Source organism: Ralstonia sp. 22086, from assembly GCF_052045975.1.
In the GTDB taxonomy this organism is placed as follows: domain Bacteria; phylum Pseudomonadota; class Gammaproteobacteria; order Burkholderiales; family Burkholderiaceae; genus Ralstonia; species Ralstonia wenshanensis.
Genome location: NZ_JBQEPZ010000006.1, coordinates 24,986 through 45,481, shown reverse-complemented (window position 1 = coordinate 45,481; position 20,496 = coordinate 24,986). Strand labels below are relative to the sequence as shown.

The window sequence follows — 20,496 nt, the reverse complement described above, 5'->3', positions numbered from 1 at the left end:
TGCTCCGTCAGTGTGAAACAGCAGGCTATTAGGCCAGCGAGCCACCAGCTGCTTCGATTGCGGCTTTCGCCCCAGCCGTCGCGCCGATACCCTTCAGAGTGACCTTCTTGTCGATTTCACCCGACAAGATCACCTTGGCGCTCTTGACCATCTCGCCAACGAGGCCGGCTTGCTTCAGGGACAGCAGATCGATTTCCTCGATCGGCAGGCCCGCGAGGTCGCCCAGACGCACTTCAGCGGTGAATTCCTTGGTCAGCGAGGTAAAACCACGCTTGGGCAGACGACGATGCAGGGGCATCTGGCCGCCTTCGAAGCCGACCTTGTGGAAACCACCCGAACGCGACTTCTGACCCTTGTGACCACGACCAGCCGTCTTGCCCAGGCCCGAACCAATACCGCGACCAACGCGGCGCTTGGCGTGCTTGGAGCCGGCTGCCGGCTTCAGGTTATTCAGTTGCATGTTCTTCTCCGTCTTGCCTTAGCCGATGACCTTGACCAGGTAGGACACCTTGTTGATCATGCCGCGCACTGCGGGCGTGTCCTGCAATTCGGACACCGAGTTCATGCGGCGCAGGCCCAGGCCGCGCACCGTAGCGCGGTGGTCTTCGCGCGTACCGATCAGGCTGCGCACGAGTTGGACTTTCACGGTTTTCTGCGACATATCGTTCACCTATCCCTTCGGCTTAGCCGAGGATCTCTTCGACCGACTTGCCACGCTTGGCGGCGACTTCGGCCGGGGTGCTCATCTTGCGCAGGCCATCCAGCGTTGCGCGCACCATGTTGTAAGGATTGGTCGAACCGTGCGACTTGGTCACGATGTTCGTCACGCCCATCACTTCGAAAATGGCGCGCATCGGACCACCGGCGATCACGCCAGTACCGTCCTTCGCGGGCATCATCTGCACCTTTGCGGCGCCATGCTTGCCAACCACTTCGTGCTGCAGCGTACCGTTCTTCAGCGGGACCTTGACCATCTTGCGACGGGCTTCGTCCATTGCCTTCTGCACGGCCACGGGGACTTCCTTAGCCTTACCCTTGCCCATGCCGATACGGCCGTCGCCGTCGCCGACCACAGTCAGAGCAGCGAAACCGAGAATCCGGCCGCCCTTGACCACCTTGGTCACACGGTTGACCGCGATCATCTTCTCGCGAAGACCGTCGTCGCGTTCGTCCCCTTGGACCTTAGGTTGAATTTTTGCCATGACGATATCCTCTATGCCGGCTTAGAACTTCAGGCCAGCTTCGCGTGCCGCGTCGGCCAGAGCCTTCACGCGACCGTGATAACGGAAACCCGAGCGATCGAACGCCACGGCTTCGATGCCGGCAGCCTTCGCCTTCTCAGCGATACGCTTACCCACCAGGGTGGCAGCAGCGGTGTTGCCACCGTTGCCGTTCAGTTCCTTGCGGACTTCGGCTTCCGCCGTCGAGGCCGAAGCCAGGACCTTGGTGCCATCTTCCGAGAAGACCTGCGCATAAATGTGCAGGTTCGTACGGTGCACAGCCAGACGGGCGACGCTCAGTTCCGCAATTTTCAGGCGGGTCTGACGTGCACGGCGCAGACGCGAGTCATTTTTGTTCATGATGTGCACCCTTACTTCTTCTTGGTTTCCTTCAGGATCACACGCTCATCGGCGTAGCGCACACCCTTGCCCTTGTAGGGCTCCGGCGGACGATAACCACGCACTTCAGCGGCGACCTGACCAACTTTTTGCTTGTCCGAACCCTTGATGATGATCTCGGTCTGCGTCGGCGTTTCCGCCTTCACGCCTTCCGGCATCTCATGGATCACGTCGTGCGAGAAACCGAGTTGCAGCTTCAGAGCAGTGCCCTGAACCGATGCACGGTAACCCACGCCGACCAGGTTCAGCTTGCGCTCGAAGCCCGTCGTCACACCCTTGACCATGTTGGCCGTCAGGGCGCGCATCGTACCTTGCAGCGCATTGGCTTCACGCGACTCATCTGCCGGCGCGAACGTGATCGTGCCGTTGTCGGTGTTGACCTTGACAAGCGAGTGAATCGGCTGCGTCAGAGTGCCCAGCGGGCCCTTAACGGTCAGCAGACCACCTGCGAAATTGACTTCTGCGCCCTTGGGCAGCGCGATGGGAGCCTTACCTACGCGAGACATGGTTCCCCCCCCTTAGGCGACGTAGCAAATGACTTCGCCACCGACACCGGTTGCGCGGGCGCGGCGGTCCGTCATCAGACCCTGGGGGGTCGAGATGATGGCGACACCCAGGCCGTTCATCACTTGCGGGATTTCATTACGGCCCTTGTACACACGCAGACCAGGCTTCGAGACGCGCTCCAGGCGCTCGATGACCGGACGGCCAGCGTAGTACTTCAGACCAATCGTCAGCGTGGACTTGCCACCCTGCTCGGTCACGGCGAATTCGTCGATGTAGCCTTCGTCCTTCAGGACTTTGGCGATTGCCACCTTCAGCTTCGACGACGGCATGACCACCGACGCTTTTTCCACCGCTTGCGCGTTGCGGATACGCGTCAGCATATCGGCGATCGGATCGCTCATGCTCATACTGTTTCTCCTGTAGCCTGTGCGTGATTACCAGCTGGCTTTCGTCAGACCCGGGATCTCGCCCTTGAAGGCGATCTCGCGGAGCTTGTTACGCGCCAGGCCGAACTTACGGAACGTACCGCGGGGACGACCGGTGATCGAGCAGCGGTTGCGCTGACGAGTCGGATTTGCATTGCGCGGCAGCGCTTGCAACTTCAGACGCGCTTCGTAGCGCTCTTCTTCCGACTTGCTTTGGTCGGCCACGATGGCTTCGAGAGCGGCGCGCTTCTCAGCGTACTTGGCCACGAGCTTGGCACGCTTCTTCTCGCGTTCGATCAGAGACAATTTAGCCACGGTAACCCCTTAATTACGGAACGGGAACTTGAACGCGTTGAGGAGCGCCTTCGCTTCCTCGTCGTTCTTCGCAGTCGTCGTGATGCTGATATTCAGACCACGGAGTGCGTCGATCTTGTCGTATTCAATCTCGGGGAAAATGATCTGCTCTTTCACACCGATGTTGTAGTTGCCACGACCATCGAACGCCTTGCCGGACACACCACGGAAGTCGCGCACGCGGGGCAGCGACACAGTGATGAAGCGATCCAGGAATTCGTACATACGTTGGCCACGCAGCGTGACCATCGTGCCGATCGGGTAACCCTGGCGGATCTTGAAGCCGGCGATAGCCTTGCGGGCCTTCGTCACGATGGGCTTCTGGCCAGCGATCTTGATCAGGTCGCCCGTGGCGTGCTCAATGACTTTCTTGTCATTGATGGCTTCGCCAAGACCCATGTTCAGGGTGATCTTGGTGATGCGCGGCACTTCCATCACGGACTTGTAACCAAACTGCTTGATCAGTTCGGGCACAACCTTCTCTTTGTAAAACTCTTGCAGACGTGCAGTCATGCTCAACTCCTCTCTATTGCCCAGAATCAAGCGCCGACGGCAGCACCGGTAGTCTTCAGCACGCGCGTCTTCACGCCGCCTTCAACCTTGATGCCGACGCGCGACGGCTTGCCATTGGCATCCACGAGCGCAACGTTCGAAATATGGATGGGCATGACCTTGTCGACCACACCACCCGTCGTACCCAGCATCGGGTTCGGGCGCACGTGCTTCTTGGCAACGTTCACGCCTTCAACCGTCACATGCTCGGCCAGCACGGCCAGCACGGTACCTTGCTTGCCCTTGTCTTTACCGGTACGGACGATGACGCGATCGCCCTTGCGAATCTTGTTCATGCGGCCTCCGATTACAGCACTTCCGGCGCGAGCGACACGATCTTCATGAAGCGCTCGGTACGGAGTTCGCGAGTGACCGGCCCGAAAATGCGGGTGCCGATCGGCTCAAGCTTGGTGTTCAGCAGCACGGCGGCATTGCCGTCGAACTTGATGAGCGAGCCGTCAGGACGGCGCACGCCCTTGGCGGTACGCACCACCACGGCGTTGTAGATATCGCCCTTCTTCACGCGACCACGCGGGGCAGCATCCTTGACGCTGACCTTGATGATGTCGCCGACGCTGGCGTAGCGGCGCTTCGAACCGCCCAGCACCTTGATGCACATGACTTCACGCGCACCCGTGTTATCGGCCACTTCGAGCCGGCTTTCTGTCTGAATCATGGTGTTCTCGTCCCAACTTAATTCGCCAAGCGCACAATGCGCAGAGGCGATCAGTCTTGGTCCCGCCGGCTGCTGGCATTGCGCCAACTGCGATTGGGTTGATCAACTTGAAGTCGGTAGCTGCCCGACGGCGATTGCCGCCTGGCCCATTCGCTTTTCCCCTCACTTGAGCCACCAGCAGGTTTGCCGGCCACCCTCACAAAGGGAAAGACCGAGACTATATCACATAATCTCGGCCTTGCAACAGCAAACTACTCCGCTGTTGTTTTAGATCACGCGCGCAGCTTCAAGCAGACGCGACACCACCCACGACTTCGTGCGGGACAGCGGACGCGATTCGGTGATCTCAACCTTGTCGCCTTCGTTGTACTGATTGGCTTCGTCGTGCGCGTGGTACTTCTTCGAGCGCACCACGTACTTGCCGTACAGCGGATGCTTGACGCGGTTTTCGATCAGGACCGTGACGGTCTTGTCCATCTTGTTGCTGACAACGCGACCGACGAGCGTGCGCTTCAGGGACGTTGCGGCTTCAGTCATTTCTGGTTCCCCTTCTGGCCCAGCACGGTGCGGACACGCGCGATGTCACGACGCACTTTCTTCAGCTGGCTGGTGTTCTGCAGCTGTTGCGTCGCTTTTTGCATGCGCAGGCCAAATTGGGCCTTCAGCAGCTCGGAGAGCTCCTGGTTCAGCCCGGCGACATCTTTGTCGCGCAGTTCGGATGCTTTCATGGTGTGTGCTCCTTACGTTCCGACCTGACGCACCACGAAGCTGGTCGCGATCGGCAGCTTGGCAGCGGCCAGGCGGAATGCCTCGCGTGCCAGTTCTTCGCCAACGCCGTCCATTTCGTACAGCATCTTGCCCGGCTGAATTTCAGCCACGTAGTATTCCGGATTGCCCTTACCGTTACCCATACGGACTTCGGCAGGCTTCTTCGAGATCGGCTTGTCCGGGAAAATCCGGATCCAAATGCGGCCGCCACGCTTGATGTGACGGGTCATCGCACGACGGGCCGACTCAATCTGACGCGCCGTCAGACGGCCACGGCCCATCGCCTTCAGACCGAATTCGCCGAACGAGACTGCGTTGCCGCGCGTCGCGATACCGGTGTTACGGCCCTTCTGCTCCTTGCGGTACTTCCTGCGCTTAGGTTGCAGCATGTTTATTCTCCAGTCTTGGCGTCGGCGCCACGACGGGCACCTGCACCAGCACCGCGGCGCTGACCGGCCGGGCGACCTTCGCCCTCACGGCGACGACCTTCCGGACGACCCGGACGCTTGCGACGCTCTTCTTGCGGCTCTTCCACGACGGGTGCGTCGTTGCGACCAAGGTGGTCACCCTTGTACACCCACACCTTGACACCGATGATGCCGTAGGTGGTTTCCGCTTCGGAGAAGCCGTAGTCGATATCGGCGCGCAGCGTGTGCAGGGGCACACGGCCTTCGCGGTACCACTCGGTACGGGCGATTTCGATGCCGTTCAGACGGCCCGAGCTCATGATCTTGATGCCTTGGGCACCCAGACGCATCGCGTTCTGCATCGCGCGCTTCATTGCGCGACGGAACATAATGCGGCGCTCGAGCTGCTGGGTGATCGAATCGGCGATCAGCTGTGCATCGACTTCCGGCTTGCGGATTTCTTCGATGTTCACGTGCACGGGCACGCCCATGCGACGCTGCAGCTCAGCCTTCAGCAGTTCGATGTCCTCGCCCTTCTTGCCGATCACCACGCCCGGACGCGAGCTGTAAATGGTGATACGAGCATTCTTGGCCGGACGCTCGATGACCACGCGGCCCACCGACGCGTTCTTCAGCTTCTTCTTCAGAAACTCGCGAACCTCGATGTCTTCCTTGAGCATGCCGGCAAACTGGGTGTTGCTCGCGTACCAACGCGATGCCCAGTTACGGCTGACAGCCAGACGGAAGCCAGTCGGATGAATCTTCTGTCCCATCGTGACCCCTTAGTTGCCCAGCGTCACAGTGATGTGACAGGTTTGTTTCTCGATGCGGTTGCCACGGCCCTTTGCACGCGCCGTGAAGCGCTTGAGCGACGTAGCCTTGTCGATGTAGATCGACTTGACCTTCAGCTCGTCGATGTCGGCGCCTTCATTGTGCTCGGCGTTCGCGATGGCAGACTCAACCACCTTCTTCACGATGCCAGCCGCCTTCTTCGGGCTGAACGTCAGCACGTTGAGCGCGCGCTCGATCGACAGGCCGCGGATCTGGTCAGCAACCAGCCGCGTCTTCTGTGCGGAGATACGGGCGCCGCGATGAATCGCTTTAACTTCCATGATTGCCCCTTATCGCTTCGCTTTCTTGTCGGCAGCGTGGCCCTTGAACGTACGCGTGAGCGCAAATTCGCCGAGCTTGTGGCCAACCATGTTTTCCGTGACATACACGGGCACGTGCTGACGGCCGTTGTGAACGGCGATCGTCAGGCCGATGAAGTCCGGCAGAATGGTCGAACGACGCGACCAGGTCTTGATGGGCTTCTTGTCCTTCGTTTGCACCGCCGCCTCAACCTTCTTCAGCAGGTGGGCGTCAATGAAAGGACCCTTTTTTACGGAACGAGTCATATCTAAGCTCCTACCTACCGATTAACGCTTGTGACGGCGCTGAACGATCATGCTGTCAGTGCGCTTGTTACGACGGGTGCGGTAGCCCTTGGTCGGCGTGCCCCACGGGGACACCGGATCACGGCCAGCAGCAGTCTTACCTTCACCACCACCGTGCGGGTGATCGACCGGGTTCATCACCACACCGCGAACGGTCGGGCGAATACCGCGCCAACGAGTTGCACCGGCCTTACCGATCTGGCGCAGGCTGTGTTCTTCGTTGCCGACTTCACCGATGGTAGCGCGGCACTCGATGTGCACGCGGCGCACTTCACCCGAGCGGAGACGCACTTGAGCGTAGATGCCTTCGCGAGCCAGCAGCACGGCGGACGTACCAGCCGAACGGGCAACTTGTGCACCCTTGCCCGGCAGGATTTCCACGCAGTGAATCGTCGTACCGACCGGGATGTTGCGGATCGGCAGGTTGTTACCGGCCTTGATCGGCGCTTCCGAGCCGTTAGCGATGGCTTGGCCAACCACAGCGCCCTTCGGGGCGATGATGTAGCGGCGCTCGCCGTCAGCGAACAGCACGAGCGCGATGTTGGCGCTACGGTTCGGGTCGTATTCCAGGCGTTCGATCTTGGCCGGGATACCGTCCTTATCGTTACGCTTGAAGTCGACGACGCGATAGTGATGCTTGTGACCACCGCCCTTATGACGCGTGGTGATGTGGCCGTTGTTGTTACGACCCGACTTCTGGATTTGCTTTTCCAGCAGCGGAGCGTGCGGCGCACCCTTGTGAAGGTCGGGGTTAACGACCTTCACCATCGAGCGGCGGCCCGGCGATGTCGGCTTGGTTTTGACGAGTGCCATGATTACTTGGCCTCCGCTTCAAAATTGATTTCCTGGCCCGGCTTCAGCGAAACATAGGCCTTCTTCACGTGGTCACGACGACCCATGAAGCGACCGAAGCGCTTTTGCTTGCCCTTCTGGTTCAGGATCTGGACGGACTCGACTTCGACCTTGAACAGCAGTTCGACGGCAGCCTTCACTTCGCCCTTGTTGGCGTCGCGAGCCACTTCGAACACGACCTGTTCGTTCTTCTCGGCCACCAGGGTTGCCTTTTCAGACACCACAGGCGCCAGCAGCACCTGCATCAGGCGATGGTCGTTCTTGGCAACTTGCGTCATTTCAGCAACTCCTCGATCTGCGCGACGGCTGCCTTGGTCACGAGCACCTTCTTGTAGTGCACGAGCGACAGCGGGTCGGCGTGACGCGGCTCAACCACGAGCACGTGCGCCAGGTTGCGCGATGCCAGGAAGAGGTTTTCGTCCAGGTTATCGGTAATCACGAGCACCGAATCCAGGCCCATGGCGCGGAACTTGTCGGCCAGCAGCTTGGTTTTGGGCGCGTCGACGGACAGGCTGTCAACGACGTTGATGCGACCTTCACGGGCAAGCTGCGAATAAATCGAGCGCATGCCGGCGCGGTACATCTTCTTGTTGACCTTCTGCGAGAAGTTTTCTTCCGGGCTGTTCGGGAAGATACGACCACCCCCGCGCCACAGCGGGGAGGAGCTCATACCTGCACGGGCGCGGCCCGTACCCTTTTGACGCCACGGCTTCTTGGTCGTGTGCTTGACCTCTTCACGGTCCTTCTGCTTACGGTTACCGCTGCGAGCGTTGGCTTGGTAAGCGACGACGACTTGGTGAACGAGGGCTTCGTTGTAGTCACGGCCGAAGACTTCCGGCGAGGCGGCAACGCCGGCGCCGAGTTGACCGTTGTCCTGGAGCAGCTTCAGTTCCATGCGTTTGCTCCTTATGCCTTCTTGGCGCGGGCCTTCACGGCCGGCGTGACGATGACTTGACCGCCCTTGGCGCCCGGAATCGCACCCTTGACCAGCAGCAGCTTGCGCTCTGCGTCGATCTTGGCGATTTCCAGGTTTTGAACGGTACGGGTGACGTCACCCATGTGACCGGTCATGCGCTTACCCGGGAACACGCGACCCGGATCCTGCGCCATACCGATCGAGCCCGGCACGTTGTGCGAGCGCGAGTTACCGTGCGAGGCGCGGCCCGACGAGAAGTGGTAACGCTTGATGGTACCGGCGTAGCCCTTACCAATCGTCACACCCTGGACGTCGATCTTTTGACCGACTTCGAACAGGTCGACGCTGATGTTCGCGCCAGGCTGGAATTCAGCGGCACGAGCGGCATCCACTCGGAATTCTTTGATGACTTCGCCCGCTTCCACGCCGGCTTTGGCGAGATGACCCGCCAGCGGCTTGGTGACGCGGCTGGCGCGTCGGGTGCCGAAGGTGACTTGAACCGCGGTGTAACCGTCGGTCTCGTCCGTCTTGATTTGCGTCACGCGGTTGTCGCCGACCTCGAGCACGGTAACGGGAATCGAATCGCCGTCGTCCGTGAAAATACGGGTCATGCCAACCTTGCGACCTACAAGGCCAAGGCTCATGGTTTGCTCCATTCCCAGCTGCGATTGGCCGGGGCTGATTGATACTACGAATCTTGAACTGGACTGCGCCTAAAGAGACAGCGCGAGGCCAAATGGCCAGCCCACTCCCCTGACTAAAGGGGTAGCCCTACAATATATCCGGGTTACGAACAATATGCAAGAGCGATTGCCGGATGGCGGTCCGGACGTCGTGTGCGATGCAACATCCAGTGCTCATAAGCAAAACGGCGAGCACTTGGCTCGCCGCTTGCCCGTTACCGGAGTGGCCCGGCAGCGTTGTGTTGCTTACTGCAGCTTGATCTCGACGTCCACGCCAGCCGGCAGGTCCAGCTTCATCAGCGCATCGACGGTCTTGTCCGTCGGGTCGACGATGTCCATCAGGCGCTGGTGCGTGCGGATTTCGAACTGGTCGCGGCTAGTCTTGTTGACGTGCGGCGAACGCAGAACGTCGAAACGCTGGATGCGAGTCGGCAGGGGCACCGGGCCCTTGACGATCGCTCCGGTGCGCTTGGCGGTCTCGACGATTTCAGCGGCCGACTGGTCGATCAGGCGATAGTCGAAAGCTTTCAGGCGGATACGGATCTTCTGGTTCTGCATGATGTTTCCTTAAAGAGCATGGCGGTCGAGCCGCCGGTAGATTGAAAGAGCGATGCAACAGGCGATGCGCTGCGCCCCTTACGAGGAACAGCGCATCGATCCGCCTTTTACTTCAGGATCTTGGCAACGACGCCAGCACCCACGGTACGGCCGCCTTCACGGATAGCGAAGCGCAGGCCTTCTTCCATGGCGATCGGAGCGATCAGCTTGACGGTGATCGACACGTTGTCGCCGGGCATAACCATTTCCTTGCCTTCCGGCAGGGCGATCGAGCCGGTCACGTCCGTCGTACGGAAGTAGAACTGCGGGCGGTAGTTGTTGAAGAACGGCGTGTGACGGCCGCCTTCGTCCTTCGACAGGATGTAGACCTCGCCCGTGAATTCGGTGTGCGGCTTGATCGAGCCCGGCTTGGCCAGGACTTGGCCGCGCTGGACGTCTTCGCGCTTCGTGCCGCGCAGCAGAATACCGACGTTGTCGCCTGCTTGACCTTGGTCCAGCAGCTTGCGGAACATTTCCACGCCCGTGCAGGTCGTCTTGTCGATCTTCGGCTTGTCGCCGTCCATGGCGATACCGACGATTTCGATTTCTTCGCCGACCTTGATGATGCCGCGCTCGATACGGCCGGTCACCACGGTGCCGCGACCCGAAATCGAGAACACGTCTTCCACCGGCATCAGGAACGTACCGTCAACAGCGCGCTCCGGCGTCGGGATGTAGGTGTCCAGTGCGTCGGCCAGGTTCATGATGGCCACTTCGCCCAGTTCGCCCTTGTCGCCTTCCAGCGCCAGCTTGGCCGAACCCTTGATGATCGGGGTGTCGTCGCCCGGGAAGTCGTACTTCGACAGAAGTTCGCGCACTTCCATCTCGACCAGCTCCAGCAGCTCGGCGTCGTCCACCATGTCGCACTTGTTCAGGAAGACGATGATGTACGGCACACCAACCTGGCGGGCCAGCAGGATGTGCTCACGCGTTTGCGGCATCGGGCCGTCAGCGGCCGAGCACACCAGGATTGCGCCGTCCATCTGGGCAGCACCGGTAATCATGTTCTTGACGTAGTCGGCGTGGCCCGGGCAGTCAACGTGCGCGTAGTGGCGGTTAGCCGTTTCGTACTCGATGTGCGCGGTGTTGATCGTGATGCCGCGTGCCTTTTCTTCCGGCGCTGCGTCGATTTCGTCGTACTTCTTCGCGGTACCGCCAAACTTGCTCGACAGCACGGTTGCGATCGCTGCGGTCAGCGTCGTCTTGCCGTGGTCAACGTGACCAATCGTACCAACGTTCACGTGCGGCTTGGTCCGCTCGAACTTTTCCTTTGCCATGTCAGCTCCTCAATTCGGAATCGGCTAATTACTAGATTTGGATGCAGGCAGCACGCACACGCGCGCCGCCCAAAACACGTTGATTACTTCGTACCCTTGGCAGCCATCACAGCTTCGGCGATGTTCTTCGGTGCCTCAGCGTATTGCTTGAATTCCATGGTGTACGTGGCGCGGCCTTGCGTCTGCGAGCGCAGCGACGTCGAATAACCGAACATTTCCGACAGCGGGACTTCGGCCTTGATGATCTTGCCGCCGCCCACCATGTCGTCCATGCCCTGCACGATGCCGCGGCGGGACGACAAGTCGCCCATCACGGTACCCGTGTAGTCTTCCGGCGTTTCCACTTCCACAGCCATCATCGGCTCGAGCAGAACCGGGGTGGCGCGGCGCATGGCTTCCTTGAAAGCCATCGAACCGGCCATGCGGAACGCGTTTTCGTTCGAGTCCACGTCGTGGTACGAACCGAACGTCAGCGTGACCTTCACGTCCACCACCGGGAAGCCCGCCAGAATACCGGCCGGCAGCGTGTCGACGATACCCTTCTCGACCGCCGGGATGTATTCGCGAGGAATCACACCGCCCTTGATGGCGTCGACGAACTCGAAGTTCTTGCCAGCCTTCTTCGCCTCGTCATCCGCCGGCTCGAGCGTGATCACAGCGTGACCATACTGACCGCGACCGCCGGACTGCTTGACGAACTTGCCTTCGACGTCTTCAACCTTCTTGCGGATGGTTTCGCGGTAGGCAACTTGCGGGGCGCCGATGTTGGCTTCCACACCGAATTCGCGCTTCATGCGGTCGACCAGAATTTCGAGGTGGAGCTCGCCCATACCCGAAATGATGGTCTGGCCCGATTCTTCATCGGTACGCACGCGGAACGACGGATCTTCAGCAGCCAGGCGGTTCAGGGCGATACCCATCTTTTCCTGGTCAGCCTTGGTCTTCGGCTCGACAGCCTGCGAGATCACCGGCTCCGGGAACACCATGCGCTCGAGAATGATCGGAGCGCTCGGGTCGCACAGCGTGTCACCCGTGGTGGCGTCCTTCAGGCCCACTGCAGCGGCGATGTCGCCTGCCAGCACTTCCTTGATTTCTTCGCGCTGGTTGGCGTGCATCTGCAGAATACGGCCCAGACGCTCCTTCTTCTGCTTCACCGGGTTGTACACGGTGTCGCCCGAGTTGATCTTGCCCGAGTAGACGCGGAAGAAGATCAGCTGACCAACGAACGGGTCGGTCATGATCTTGAACGCCAGCGCCGAGAACTTCTCGTTGTCGTCTGCCTTGCGCTCGAGCTTCTTCTCTTCGTCGTTTTCGTCAATGCCTTGAACCGGCGGAATGTCGACCGGCGACGGCAGGAAGTCGATCACGGCGTCGAGCATACGCTGCACGCCCTTGTTCTTGAACGCGGTGCCGCACAGCATCGGCTGGATTTCGCAGGCGATGGTGCGGTCGCGCAGCGCCTTGACGATCTCAGCACGGGTCAGCTCTTCGCCGCCCAGGTACTTTTCCATCAGCGCTTCGCTGGCTTCAGCAGCCGACTCGACCATCTTCTCGCGCCACTCGTTGCACGTGTCAACGAGCTCAGCCGGAATGTCGGTGTATTCGAACTTCACGCCTTGGCTGGCTTCGTCCCAAATGATCGCCTTCATTTCCAGCAGATCGACGACGCCCTGGAAGCCGTCTTCAGCGCCGATGGGCACTACGACGGGCACCGGGTTGGCCTTCAGACGGGTCTTCAGCTGGTCGTAGACCTTGAAGAAGTTCGCGCCGGTACGGTCCATCTTGTTGACGAACGCCAGACGCGGCACCTTGTACTTGTTGGCCTGGCGCCAGACGGTTTCCGACTGCGGCTGCACGCCACCCACTGCGCAGTACACCATGCACGCGCCGTCGAGCACACGCATGGAACGCTCCACCTCGATGGTGAAGTCCACGTGGCCCGGGGTGTCGATGATGTTGAAGCGGTGCTCGGGATAGTTGCCGCCCATGCCCTTCCAGAAGGCGGTGGTAGCAGCAGACGTGATGGTGATGCCGCGCTCTTGCTCCTGCTCCATCCAGTCCATGGTGGCAGCGCCATCATGCACTTCACCGATCTTGTGGTTCACACCGGTGTAGAACAGGATCCGCTCGGTCGTGGTGGTCTTGCCGGCGTCGATGTGAGCGGAAATACCGATGTTACGGTAGCGCTCAATGGGGGTCTTACGAGCCACGGTTAATCCTCAGATTCGTCAACGGGGCGCCGGCCCATGGCCAAGCGCCCCTAATACAAATGGGCGAGATGTGCGCACACAGCCCGCCCAGCAACCAACAACGTCTCGCGTCGCTTAGAAGCGGAAGTGCGAGAACGCCTTGTTGGCTTCAGCCATGCGGTGCACTTCGTCGCGCTTCTTCATGGCGCCGCCACGGCCTTCCGAGGCTTCGAGCAGCTCACCAGCCAGACGCAGGGCCATCGACTTCTCGCTGCGCTTCTTCGCAGCTTCCCGCAGCCAACGCATCGCCAATGCCAGACGACGCGACGGCCGGACTTCGACCGGCACCTGATAGTTGGCGCCACCAACACGACGGCTCTTCACTTCGACCACCGGCTTGATGTTGCCGATTGCCAGCGTGAACACCTCGATAGGCGCCTTGCCTGCTTTCTTTTCGATCTGGTCGAACGCACCGTAGACGATACGTTCAGCCACCGACTTCTTGCCGTCCAGCATCAGGACGTTCATGAACTTGGCGACTTCCACATTGCCGAACTTCGGGTCCGGCAGAATTTCCCGCTTGGGGACTTCACGACGACGTGGCATCTTCTTTCCTTCTCTGTTCAGTTGAGAACCGCTTCGGTTCTCCGGCCACCAACTAGCTTGTCTTCCAACAATCTGAGCCGGGTGACCACTTACTCGACGGTGCCAGTGCGGTCAAAAAACGCACCGTTGTACCGCCTGCTCATGACAAGACCGTGACCGCAAAAGCGGCGCGATCTCACTGACGACTTAGGCCGCCTTCGGACGCTTCGCGCCGTACTTCGAACGCGCTTGCTTACGGTCCTTGACGCCTTGCAGGTCAAGGGAGCCGCGCACGATGTGGTAACGCACACCCGGCAAGTCCTTCACACGGCCGCCGCGGATCAGCACGACGCTGTGTTCTTGCAGGTTGTGGCCTTCACCGCCGATGTACGAAATGACTTCGAAACCGTTGGTCAGGCGCACCTTCGCGACCTTACGCAGTGCCGAGTTCGGCTTCTTCGGCGTCGTGGTGTACACGCGGGTGCACACGCCGCGACGCTGCGGGCAGTTCTCAAGTGCCGGGCTCTTGCTCTTCAGCTTTTCCGAGACGCGGGGCTTGCGAACCAGTTGATTGATGGTTGGCATTGTTCAATCCAGCTTGGTTTTTGAAAAATCGCCGGTTCACATAACGTGAACGCCTCATTTGTGAGGCGGACGGCGCAATCGGGTTTTATGGAAGTGGCGAGCAGAACGCTCTGAAGGGAGGACCTGCGGGAACAGATCAAGACCAAAGAGCGCGAGCCCGTCTGGTTCAGATGTCTTGCACAGCGCTTTGCTGGGCAGGGACGCGCGAAACCAGAAGCCAAAAACTCGAATCTGGCACTATAGCGGGCTGTCTTGCAAGCGTCAAGCGCGCCGCCTCTCTGGCGACGCGCGGGTGAGATCAGCAGCGGCGCGGTGTGGCGCCGATGGCACGCGAAGCACGTGCAGGCCACACAAAGACGAGTGCAGCTGTCGCCACAAACCCGAGCGCGAGAACGGATACGCCGATCCAGCCGGCGCGCACCCAGGCCACGCCGGCCAAGCCGCCCCCTGCAGCGGCGCCAAAGAAGAACGCGCCGGTGTACAGACCATTCACACGTCCGCGAATCTCCGGTGACAGCGTGTTGACCATATAGCGACCGAGCGCCTGGTCGCCGATGGCGCCGAAGTCGAGCAGCAGCGCCGCAGCTACCAACATCGTCAACATGGCGGGGACGCTGAGGCCCGGCAACAGTGCCGAAGCCAGCGCCAACAGCAAACCTGTCGCCGCACTGCCGTGCGCGAGCAGCGTACCCACGCGCACCAAACCGCGATCGGCCAGCCTTCCGGCGATGGGCGCGGCCACGACGCCGGCCGCGCCGCACAGCGCAAAGATGCCGATGCCGTTCTGCGAAAGATGGAATGGCGCTGCCGCCAGCCGCAGTGCGACAGCCGTCCAGAACAACGTGAACGCGGCCATCAGCAAGGCCTGGGTGGCGGCGCGGCGGCGCAACAACGGTTCGCTACGCAGCAGTCGCCCGTACGAGCCCAGCAGTGCCCCGTACGACAGCGTGCGCGGCGGCACGAAGGTCGGCATCACGCGCGGCAGGAAGACAGCCAGCAAGGCAATCGCCACCGCCGATGCGCCGTAGAACGCCCGCCAGCCCCACTGCGCCGCGATCAGGCTGGCCGCCGGGCGCGAAAGGAGGATGCCGAGGTTCAGGCCGATCATGATGTCGCCGAGCACCCGCCCGCGCCGGTGGTCTGCGGCGAGGCGCCCCGCCAGCGCAATCAGCATCTGAATGACGGTCGACGTGAGGCCGATGGCGAAGGCAGCCAGCATCAGCACTTGGCCGCTGTGCGCGACAGTGGTCAGCGCCAGCGAAGCCACCGCGCCCCACAGGGTGCGCGAGGCGAGCGTGCGGTTGTCCTGCAGGTCGGTCAGCGGCATCAGGAGCAACAGGCCGATGCCATAGCCGATAAGGGTGGCGGTCACCAGCAGCCCCGTGGCGGCCGTGGTCCAGCCGATGCTCGCGGCGATCTCGGCAACGAGTGGCTGGATGCCGAACAGGTTGATGACGATGAGCCCGACAGCGGCGGCAAACAAGGGCGTGGCGCCGTCGGGGAGCCGATCGGCGGGTGGCGGGTTGGAAACGGCAACGGCAGGCGCTTCGGTAGTCATGATGAGCAGGACGAAGGATCGGAGCGCCCATCGTAGCCAGCCGATTCGCGCAGATTAAGGTAGCCTCTGGCGAAATATTGTTTCCACAGGCGCGCAAATATGGACCGGCTTTCTGACGTGGCGATCTTTGTGCAGGTGGTGGAGCGCGGCAGGCTGTCGGCGGCGGCGGATGCGATGGGGATGTCGCGCGGTGTGATCAGTAAGGCGCTGGCGCGGCTGGAGGGGCGGCTGCAGACGCGTCTGCTGCAACGGACAACGCGGCGCCTGTCGCTCACCGAAGCGGGCGCGGCGTTCTTCGAAAAAAGCCGCGAAGGACTGGCGCTCGTTGATGCGGCAGAGCAGGCCGTGACCGCGTTACGCGACGAGGCGCGCGGCACGCTGCGGGTGTCAGCGCCGGCCTCGTTTGCAGTGACATTGCTGGCGCCGCTGTTGGGCGCATTCCAGGCGCGCTACCCTGCCGTGCAGATCGATCTGGACATGAACGACCGTTACGCCGATCTCGTCGCCGGGCGCATCGACGTGGCGATCCGCATTGGCATGCTGGAGGACTCATCGCTGGTGGCGCGGCGGCTGGCGAGTTGCGCGCACGCCATCTACGGGGCGCCGTCGTATTTTCGCGAGCGGGGCATTCCGCAGTCGCCGGAGGATTTGCGCGACCACAACTGCCTCGTCTACGCCAATTACGACGGGCCGCACGACTGGGTGCTGACGGACGCCGCGGGCCAGCGCCACATCGCCCACGTGAATGGTTCGATGCTGGCCAACAACAGCCTCGTGCTGCGCGAGGCGGCGCGTTCAGGGCTGGGCGTGTCGCTGGGGCCGGCGTATCTGGTGCGCGACGATATTGCGGCCGGCCGGCTACAGGCGGTGCTGACGGACTACACGGCGCGGGAGGTGCCGCTGCACGCCGTGTTCACACAACGTGTGCACCTGCTACCGAAGGTGCGGGCGTTTGTCGATTTTCTGGGCGATCACCTGAGCCGCACCGGCGTGATGGGGCCATTGCCGCTGTCCGCTTAGACTTGCTCGCGGCATTTCTCCAGCACGTCGAGCAGCGCCTGGCCGTAGCGGTCCAGCTTGGCCATGCCAATGCCCGGGAGCTCGCCGAGCGCTTCGCGCGAATCCGGATCGGTCTCGGCGATGCGCGCGAGCGTGGCGTCGTGGAAGATCACATATGCCGGCACGCTGTGCTCACGCGCGGCCTGCGTCCGCCAGGCACGCAACGCCTGCCAGCGCACCTGCGCCTCGGCGGAAAGCTCGGCGGCCGGATCGGCGCGACGCTCCTTCTTCGCGGACGACGAAGACGCACCACGTACCTTCTCGACCTGACGACGCAGGATCACCGACTGCGCGCCCTTGAGCACGGGGCGGGCCGCGTCGGTCAGGATCAGTGCACCGTGGCCGCCGTGATCCACCGCAAACAAGCCCTGCGCGACCAACTGTCGGAACACGCCGCGCCACGCGGCTTCTGACAAATCGCTGCCGATGCCGAAGGTCGACAGCGTCTCGTGATGCCACTGCTTGACGCGCTCGGTCGCGTTGCCCCGCAGGATGTCGATGAGTTGTCCCGCGCCAAAGCTCACGCGGCTGGCCTGCTGGACGCGGTATGCGCACGACAGCGCCATCTGTGCCTCGCGCGTGGCGTCCCAGGTTTGCGGCGGCGTCAGGCACGTATCGCAGTTGCCGCACGGCTGGCTGCTTTCACCAAAGTACGCAAGCAGCGCCACACGGCGGCAGCTTGCGGCTTCGCAAAGGCCGAGCAGCGCTTCGAGCTTGGCGGTTGAGACGCGCTTGTGCACATCGTCCGCGTCGGACTCATCGATCATGCGGCGCTGCTGCACCACGTCAGACAAGCCATACGCCATCCACGCGTTGGCGGGCATGCCGTCGCGGCCTGCGCGGCCGGTTTCCTGGTAATAACCTTCGAGGCTCTTGGGCAAATCGAGGTGCGCAACGAAGCGGACGTCCGGCTTGTCGATGCCCATGCCAAAGGCGATGGTCGCCACCATGACGACGCCCTCCTCCTTGCGGAAGATCGCCTGATGGCGGGCGCGCACTTCGGAGTCCATCCCGGCGTGATACGGCAGCGCGCGGATGCCCTGCTCGGCCAGCCACTGCGCGGTCTCCTCCACCTTCTTGCGCGACAGGCAGTAGACGATGCCGGCGTCGCATGTGTCACCGTCCATGTGTTCGGCGCGAATGAAGCGCAGCAGCTGCTGGCGCGCACTGTCCTTCTCGACAATGGTGTAGCGGATGTTCGGGCGATCGAAGCTGGAGAGGAAGACGCGCGCGTCCGTCAGCGCCAGCCGTTCGACGATCTCGTCACGCGTGACGGCATCGGCCGTGGCGGTGAGCGCAATGCGAGGCACGTGCGGGAATCGCTCGTGCAGCACGGAAAGCTGGATGTACTCGGGCCGGAAATCGTGCCCCCATTGCGACACGCAGTGCGCTTCGTCGATGGCGAACAGGCCGATGCGCGATCGCTCAAGCAGCTCGAGGAAGCGCGGCGTCATCAACCGCTCGGGCGCCACGTAGACGAGATCCAGCCGCCCCGCCGCCAGATCGCGCTCGACCTGCGCTGCCTCGGCGCCCGTCAGCGCAGAGTTGAGGTATGCGGCGCGCACGCCGGCCTCTTCCAGCGCGGCCACCTGATCCTGCATCAGCGCGATCAGCGGCGACACGACAATACCGGCGCCCTGCCCGCGCCGGTGCCGTACGAGCGCCGGGATCTGATAGCAGAGCGATTTGCCACCGCCGGTCGGCATCAGCACGAGGCAATCGCCGCCATCCGCCACGTGGGCGACGATCTCCGCCTGCGGGCCGCGGAAGGCGCTGTAGCCGAACACATCGTGCAGCACCGCATGCGTGGCGGCGGCGGTGTCTTCGGGCAGCGCCTGCAGCGCGTGGTCTATGGCGGGGGAGTCGTACATCGGGGCGGCGGGTGCGCGCGGTATCACGCGCGGGCTGGGCGAAACCGCTATTGTGACAAACCCCGCCGAGGGGTGGTCAATCAGGACAGTCGGATTGTCGGCAACGCCGCCTTCAAACCTTGCGTGCAACGATGCGATGGATCGTCCGCCCCGACGACTGGCTGACGGCCGCCTCGTCAAAGACGAGTTCGGTGCCGGCCAACGCCTGGCGCACAGGTGCCGCATCGAACGACGTGAACAGCCGGCCGCGTCCATCGCGCTGATCGGCCTCAGGCGTGACGCGCCAACTCAGGTACAGCGTGCCCTCCTGGCGCAGCAACGACACCAGGCGCTCCACCGCCGCACCAATCTGCTCGGGCGGCAAATGCATGATGACGGTCTCGCAGAGGACGTTGTCGAACGCGCCTTCGGCAATACCGACCAACTCGGGCAGCAGCGCCTGCCGGAAGGACAGCCCTGGATACTGCTCCCGCGCCGCTTCCAGCAACCCCGCCGAGGCGTCGTAGCCGACAGCCGGATACCCGTTGGCGTTGAGCCACGCCACCTCGCGGCCCGCGCCGCAGCCGATGTCGGCGGTGGCGCCGCCCGCCTTGAACTCGCGGCGCAGCAACGCGTACAGGTCCTCAGGCGCGGGCTGCTCGCGCCACTCCTGCGCGAAAGCCTCAGCAAGGGTGTCGTAGGCGGCAACGGTCTGCGTATCCATGGGGACTCCGGAATCGTGTGGGCTACTTCATCGTGAAACTGCGTAACAGCGTCAGATCGCCGGCCTTGCGCATCGGCACGACAAACGTCTGCTGGCGCTCGGACGGCGTGTTTTCGTCAGTAATGATGTTGACAGTGGCCGTGGTGATGATGCTGTTGTCGTTGCCGCTGCCGTAGTAGTTCACGTAGACGAGATACGTGCCGGGCACGGGGGCCGGGTTCGAATAGATCTCAGGACCATAGCCGGTCGTGACGTCCACGTCGAGCGCGCCGCCGTTCTGGACCACGCGGTTGCCGTACCAGGCATGCTGGCCATCGGGCGAAATGACGTGCAAGTCGAGATCGGTGCCGTCGGTGTCCCACGACAGGACCACGCGCAGACGCGGACGCTGCTTGCCGGTGTAGCTGTCGTAGAACTGCACGCGCTTGGCATCGCCGCGCGCGCTGCGCACCTCGACGCTGTTGCTGCCCGCGCCAAATGCGTACGGACGCGAGAACGTGCCGTCAGCCTCAATGCGCTGCGGCATGGCCACGCCGTTGACGATCAGCGTACCGACCGACGAGCCATCGGCGCCACGGCGGCGGCGCGGCTTGTTTTCGTCCGTTGCTGCGGCAGCCTTCGGCTGGTTGCGGATGCGCCCGGCGATCATCGACGCGATGCCCTGCCCCTGCGGCGTCGACACCGACACCGCCGGGTAATGCACGTCTTGCGTGTAGCGGGATTCGTCGCCCGCCGAATTGCGCCAGCCATTGAGCGGCGCGGTGATCTCGATATTCCCGGCGTCGGTTTGCGCGAGCACGCTGCCAGCAGCCGCAAACGTAGCCAGCCCGATGGCGGCGGCGACGGCGAGACGGAAATTGGAAGGCGTCATGTGTGT

At 62.2% G+C, this 20,496-nt stretch carries 30 protein-coding genes; 1 reads left to right on the top strand and 29 read right to left on the bottom strand.

Going from position 1 to position 20,496, the window contains the following annotated elements:
- Positions 1-28: 28 nt before the first annotated feature.
- From rplO to ACTJK6_RS22895, 26 genes are all read right to left on the bottom strand, one after another.
- Complete coding sequence (gene rplO / locus ACTJK6_RS23020; RefSeq protein WP_024977880.1) at positions 29-460, bottom strand: 50S ribosomal protein L15; 432 nt, start codon at positions 458-460, stop codon at positions 29-31.
- An 18-nt stretch (positions 461-478) separates the two neighbouring features.
- Positions 479-661, bottom strand: a complete 183-nt coding sequence (gene rpmD / locus ACTJK6_RS23015; RefSeq protein WP_003264137.1) for a 50S ribosomal protein L30 — start codon at positions 659-661, stop codon at positions 479-481.
- 22 nt (positions 662-683) lie between these two features.
- Positions 684-1,202 (bottom strand): 30S ribosomal protein S5, encoded by a 519-nt coding sequence (gene rpsE / locus ACTJK6_RS23010; protein ID WP_004634493.1) that lies wholly within the window; start codon positions 1,200-1,202, stop codon positions 684-686.
- A gap of 21 nt (positions 1,203-1,223) precedes the next feature.
- Positions 1,224-1,580 (bottom strand): 50S ribosomal protein L18, encoded by a 357-nt coding sequence (rplR, locus tag ACTJK6_RS23005; RefSeq protein WP_004634492.1) that lies wholly within the window; start codon positions 1,578-1,580, stop codon positions 1,224-1,226.
- A gap of 11 nt (positions 1,581-1,591) precedes the next feature.
- A complete protein-coding gene (rplF, locus tag ACTJK6_RS23000; RefSeq protein WP_004634491.1) occupies positions 1,592-2,125 on the bottom strand; it encodes a 50S ribosomal protein L6 in 534 nt (177 codons plus the stop codon).
- A gap of 12 nt (positions 2,126-2,137) precedes the next feature.
- Entirely contained in the window at positions 2,138-2,533 is a 396-nt protein-coding gene (gene rpsH / locus ACTJK6_RS22995) for a 30S ribosomal protein S8 (protein WP_004634489.1), read from the bottom strand.
- A gap of 27 nt (positions 2,534-2,560) precedes the next feature.
- The gene (rpsN, locus tag ACTJK6_RS22990) at positions 2,561-2,866 is read right to left on the bottom strand and encodes a 30S ribosomal protein S14 (RefSeq protein ID WP_004634486.1); all 306 of its coding nucleotides are present in this window, start codon (positions 2,864-2,866) and stop codon (positions 2,561-2,563) included.
- Positions 2,867-2,875: 9 nt separating this feature from the next.
- Entirely contained in the window at positions 2,876-3,418 is a 543-nt protein-coding gene (gene rplE / locus ACTJK6_RS22985; protein WP_009241894.1) for a 50S ribosomal protein L5, read from the bottom strand.
- 26 nt (positions 3,419-3,444) lie between these two features.
- Positions 3,445-3,753, bottom strand: a complete 309-nt coding sequence (gene rplX / locus ACTJK6_RS22980; protein WP_009241893.1) for a 50S ribosomal protein L24 — start codon at positions 3,751-3,753, stop codon at positions 3,445-3,447.
- An 11-nt stretch (positions 3,754-3,764) separates the two neighbouring features.
- Entirely contained in the window at positions 3,765-4,133 is a 369-nt protein-coding gene (gene rplN / locus ACTJK6_RS22975) for a 50S ribosomal protein L14 (RefSeq protein WP_003264129.1), read from the bottom strand.
- A gap of 267 nt (positions 4,134-4,400) precedes the next feature.
- The gene (gene rpsQ, locus ACTJK6_RS22970; RefSeq protein ID WP_004634482.1) at positions 4,401-4,670 is read right to left on the bottom strand and encodes a 30S ribosomal protein S17; all 270 of its coding nucleotides are present in this window, start codon (positions 4,668-4,670) and stop codon (positions 4,401-4,403) included.
- Positions 4,667-4,861, bottom strand: coding sequence for a 50S ribosomal protein L29 (rpmC, locus tag ACTJK6_RS22965; RefSeq protein WP_004634481.1), 195 nt, complete (start codon positions 4,859-4,861; stop codon positions 4,667-4,669). Before rpmC ends, rpsQ begins: the two co-directional genes overlap by 4 nt.
- A gap of 12 nt (positions 4,862-4,873) precedes the next feature.
- The gene (rplP, locus tag ACTJK6_RS22960) at positions 4,874-5,290 is read right to left on the bottom strand and encodes a 50S ribosomal protein L16 (protein ID WP_003264123.1); all 417 of its coding nucleotides are present in this window, start codon (positions 5,288-5,290) and stop codon (positions 4,874-4,876) included.
- A 2-nt stretch (positions 5,291-5,292) separates the two neighbouring features.
- Positions 5,293-6,081: a 30S ribosomal protein S3 gene (gene rpsC / locus ACTJK6_RS22955; RefSeq protein ID WP_009241892.1), complete on the bottom strand. Its 789-nt coding sequence runs from the start codon at positions 6,079-6,081 to the stop codon at positions 5,293-5,295.
- Positions 6,082-6,090: 9 nt separating this feature from the next.
- The gene (rplV, locus tag ACTJK6_RS22950; RefSeq protein WP_004634479.1) at positions 6,091-6,420 is read right to left on the bottom strand and encodes a 50S ribosomal protein L22; all 330 of its coding nucleotides are present in this window, start codon (positions 6,418-6,420) and stop codon (positions 6,091-6,093) included.
- A 9-nt stretch (positions 6,421-6,429) separates the two neighbouring features.
- Complete coding sequence (gene rpsS / locus ACTJK6_RS22945; RefSeq protein ID WP_004634478.1) at positions 6,430-6,705, bottom strand: 30S ribosomal protein S19; 276 nt, start codon at positions 6,703-6,705, stop codon at positions 6,430-6,432.
- Positions 6,706-6,726: 21 nt separating this feature from the next.
- Positions 6,727-7,557 carry a 50S ribosomal protein L2 gene (gene rplB / locus ACTJK6_RS22940; protein ID WP_004634477.1) on the bottom strand — a complete coding sequence of 277 codons (831 nt, stop codon included), beginning with the start codon at positions 7,555-7,557 and terminating at the stop codon, positions 6,727-6,729.
- A gap of 2 nt (positions 7,558-7,559) precedes the next feature.
- A complete protein-coding gene (rplW, locus tag ACTJK6_RS22935) occupies positions 7,560-7,874 on the bottom strand; it encodes a 50S ribosomal protein L23 (RefSeq protein ID WP_004634476.1) in 315 nt (104 codons plus the stop codon).
- Complete coding sequence (gene rplD, locus ACTJK6_RS22930) at positions 7,871-8,491, bottom strand: 50S ribosomal protein L4 (RefSeq protein WP_004634475.1); 621 nt, start codon at positions 8,489-8,491, stop codon at positions 7,871-7,873. Before rplD ends, rplW begins: the two co-directional genes overlap by 4 nt.
- Before the next feature lie 11 nt (positions 8,492-8,502).
- The gene (gene rplC / locus ACTJK6_RS22925; RefSeq protein ID WP_024977883.1) at positions 8,503-9,156 is read right to left on the bottom strand and encodes a 50S ribosomal protein L3; all 654 of its coding nucleotides are present in this window, start codon (positions 9,154-9,156) and stop codon (positions 8,503-8,505) included.
- A gap of 285 nt (positions 9,157-9,441) precedes the next feature.
- The gene (gene rpsJ, locus ACTJK6_RS22920) at positions 9,442-9,753 is read right to left on the bottom strand and encodes a 30S ribosomal protein S10 (protein WP_004634473.1); all 312 of its coding nucleotides are present in this window, start codon (positions 9,751-9,753) and stop codon (positions 9,442-9,444) included.
- A 107-nt stretch (positions 9,754-9,860) separates the two neighbouring features.
- Entirely contained in the window at positions 9,861-11,069 is a 1,209-nt protein-coding gene (gene tuf, locus ACTJK6_RS22915) for an elongation factor Tu (RefSeq protein ID WP_102067425.1), read from the bottom strand.
- Positions 11,070-11,152: 83 nt separating this feature from the next.
- The gene (gene fusA / locus ACTJK6_RS22910; RefSeq protein WP_045203008.1) at positions 11,153-13,279 is read right to left on the bottom strand and encodes an elongation factor G; all 2,127 of its coding nucleotides are present in this window, start codon (positions 13,277-13,279) and stop codon (positions 11,153-11,155) included.
- Positions 13,280-13,393: 114 nt separating this feature from the next.
- Positions 13,394-13,864: a 30S ribosomal protein S7 gene (gene rpsG, locus ACTJK6_RS22905; protein ID WP_004634470.1), complete on the bottom strand. Its 471-nt coding sequence runs from the start codon at positions 13,862-13,864 to the stop codon at positions 13,394-13,396.
- A 186-nt stretch (positions 13,865-14,050) separates the two neighbouring features.
- Positions 14,051-14,428 (bottom strand): 30S ribosomal protein S12, encoded by a 378-nt coding sequence (rpsL, locus tag ACTJK6_RS22900; protein ID WP_003265519.1) that lies wholly within the window; start codon positions 14,426-14,428, stop codon positions 14,051-14,053.
- Between the two features lie 298 nt (positions 14,429-14,726).
- A complete protein-coding gene (locus ACTJK6_RS22895; protein WP_440840262.1) occupies positions 14,727-15,986 on the bottom strand; it encodes an MFS transporter in 1,260 nt (419 codons plus the stop codon).
- 99 nt (positions 15,987-16,085) lie between these two features.
- Here ACTJK6_RS22895 and ACTJK6_RS22890 point away from each other — a divergent pair, with 99 nt between their 5' ends.
- Complete coding sequence (locus tag ACTJK6_RS22890) at positions 16,086-17,006, top strand: LysR family transcriptional regulator (protein WP_440840261.1); 921 nt, start codon at positions 16,086-16,088, stop codon at positions 17,004-17,006.
- Here ACTJK6_RS22890 and recQ read toward each other — a convergent pair.
- The 3 genes from recQ to ACTJK6_RS22875 form a co-directional block, all read right to left on the bottom strand.
- Positions 17,003-18,916: a DNA helicase RecQ gene (gene recQ, locus ACTJK6_RS22885; RefSeq protein ID WP_316659358.1), complete on the bottom strand. Its 1,914-nt coding sequence runs from the start codon at positions 18,914-18,916 to the stop codon at positions 17,003-17,005. The genes ACTJK6_RS22890 and recQ overlap by 4 nt on opposite strands.
- Positions 18,917-19,028: 112 nt before the next feature.
- Positions 19,029-19,619: a class I SAM-dependent methyltransferase gene (locus ACTJK6_RS22880; RefSeq protein ID WP_260804342.1), complete on the bottom strand. Its 591-nt coding sequence runs from the start codon at positions 19,617-19,619 to the stop codon at positions 19,029-19,031.
- Between the two features lie 22 nt (positions 19,620-19,641).
- A complete protein-coding gene (locus tag ACTJK6_RS22875; protein WP_440840260.1) occupies positions 19,642-20,490 on the bottom strand; it encodes a YfaP family protein in 849 nt (282 codons plus the stop codon).
- Positions 20,491-20,496: the final 6 nt, after the last annotated feature.

Excerpts from the sequence above, each read along its gene's own strand:
- rplO (WP_024977880.1), bottom strand. The coding sequence starts at position 460 with ATGCAACTGAATAACCTGAAGCCGGCAGCCGGCTCCAAGCACGCCAAG.
- rpmD (WP_003264137.1), bottom strand. The coding sequence starts at position 661 with ATGTCGCAGAAAACCGTGAAAGTCCAACTCGTGCGCAGCCTGATCGGT.
- rpsE (WP_004634493.1), bottom strand. The coding sequence starts at position 1,202 with ATGGCAAAAATTCAACCTAAGGTCCAAGGGGACGAACGCGACGACGGT.
- rplR (WP_004634492.1), bottom strand. The coding sequence starts at position 1,580 with ATGAACAAAAATGACTCGCGTCTGCGCCGTGCACGTCAGACCCGCCTG.
- rplF (WP_004634491.1), bottom strand. The coding sequence starts at position 2,125 with ATGTCTCGCGTAGGTAAGGCTCCCATCGCGCTGCCCAAGGGCGCAGAA.
- rpsH (WP_004634489.1), bottom strand. The coding sequence starts at position 2,533 with ATGAGCATGAGCGATCCGATCGCCGATATGCTGACGCGTATCCGCAAC.
- rplE (WP_009241894.1), bottom strand. The coding sequence starts at position 3,418 with ATGACTGCACGTCTGCAAGAGTTTTACAAAGAGAAGGTTGTGCCCGAA.
- rplX (WP_009241893.1), bottom strand. The coding sequence starts at position 3,753 with ATGAACAAGATTCGCAAGGGCGATCGCGTCATCGTCCGTACCGGTAAA.
- rplN (WP_003264129.1), bottom strand. The coding sequence starts at position 4,133 with ATGATTCAGACAGAAAGCCGGCTCGAAGTGGCCGATAACACGGGTGCG.
- rpsQ (WP_004634482.1), bottom strand. The coding sequence starts at position 4,670 with ATGACTGAAGCCGCAACGTCCCTGAAGCGCACGCTCGTCGGTCGCGTT.
- rpmC (WP_004634481.1), bottom strand. The coding sequence starts at position 4,861 with ATGAAAGCATCCGAACTGCGCGACAAAGATGTCGCCGGGCTGAACCAG.
- rplP (WP_003264123.1), bottom strand. The coding sequence starts at position 5,290 with ATGCTGCAACCTAAGCGCAGGAAGTACCGCAAGGAGCAGAAGGGCCGT.
- rpsC (WP_009241892.1), bottom strand. The coding sequence starts at position 6,081 with ATGGGACAGAAGATTCATCCGACTGGCTTCCGTCTGGCTGTCAGCCGT.
- rplV (WP_004634479.1), bottom strand. The coding sequence starts at position 6,420 with ATGGAAGTTAAAGCGATTCATCGCGGCGCCCGTATCTCCGCACAGAAG.
- rpsS (WP_004634478.1), bottom strand. The coding sequence starts at position 6,705 with ATGACTCGTTCCGTAAAAAAGGGTCCTTTCATTGACGCCCACCTGCTG.
- rplB (WP_004634477.1), bottom strand. The coding sequence starts at position 7,557 with ATGGCACTCGTCAAAACCAAGCCGACATCGCCGGGCCGCCGCTCGATG.
- rplW (WP_004634476.1), bottom strand. The coding sequence starts at position 7,874 with ATGACGCAAGTTGCCAAGAACGACCATCGCCTGATGCAGGTGCTGCTG.
- rplD (WP_004634475.1), bottom strand. The coding sequence starts at position 8,491 with ATGGAACTGAAGCTGCTCCAGGACAACGGTCAACTCGGCGCCGGCGTT.
- rplC (WP_024977883.1), bottom strand. The coding sequence starts at position 9,156 with ATGAGCCTTGGCCTTGTAGGTCGCAAGGTTGGCATGACCCGTATTTTC.
- rpsJ (WP_004634473.1), bottom strand. The coding sequence starts at position 9,753 with ATGCAGAACCAGAAGATCCGTATCCGCCTGAAAGCTTTCGACTATCGC.
- tuf (WP_102067425.1), bottom strand. The coding sequence starts at position 11,069 with ATGGCAAAGGAAAAGTTCGAGCGGACCAAGCCGCACGTGAACGTTGGT.
- rpsG (WP_004634470.1), bottom strand. The coding sequence starts at position 13,864 with ATGCCACGTCGTCGTGAAGTCCCCAAGCGGGAAATTCTGCCGGACCCG.
- rpsL (WP_003265519.1), bottom strand. The coding sequence starts at position 14,428 with ATGCCAACCATCAATCAACTGGTTCGCAAGCCCCGCGTCTCGGAAAAG.
- ACTJK6_RS22895 (WP_440840262.1), bottom strand. The coding sequence starts at position 15,986 with ATGACTACCGAAGCGCCTGCCGTTGCCGTTTCCAACCCGCCACCCGCC.
- ACTJK6_RS22890 (WP_440840261.1), top strand. The coding sequence starts at position 16,086 with ATGGACCGGCTTTCTGACGTGGCGATCTTTGTGCAGGTGGTGGAGCGC.
- recQ (WP_316659358.1), bottom strand. The coding sequence starts at position 18,916 with ATGTACGACTCCCCCGCCATAGACCACGCGCTGCAGGCGCTGCCCGAA.
- ACTJK6_RS22880 (WP_260804342.1), bottom strand. The coding sequence starts at position 19,619 with ATGGATACGCAGACCGTTGCCGCCTACGACACCCTTGCTGAGGCTTTC.
- ACTJK6_RS22875 (WP_440840260.1), bottom strand. The coding sequence starts at position 20,490 with ATGACGCCTTCCAATTTCCGTCTCGCCGTCGCCGCCGCCATCGGGCTG.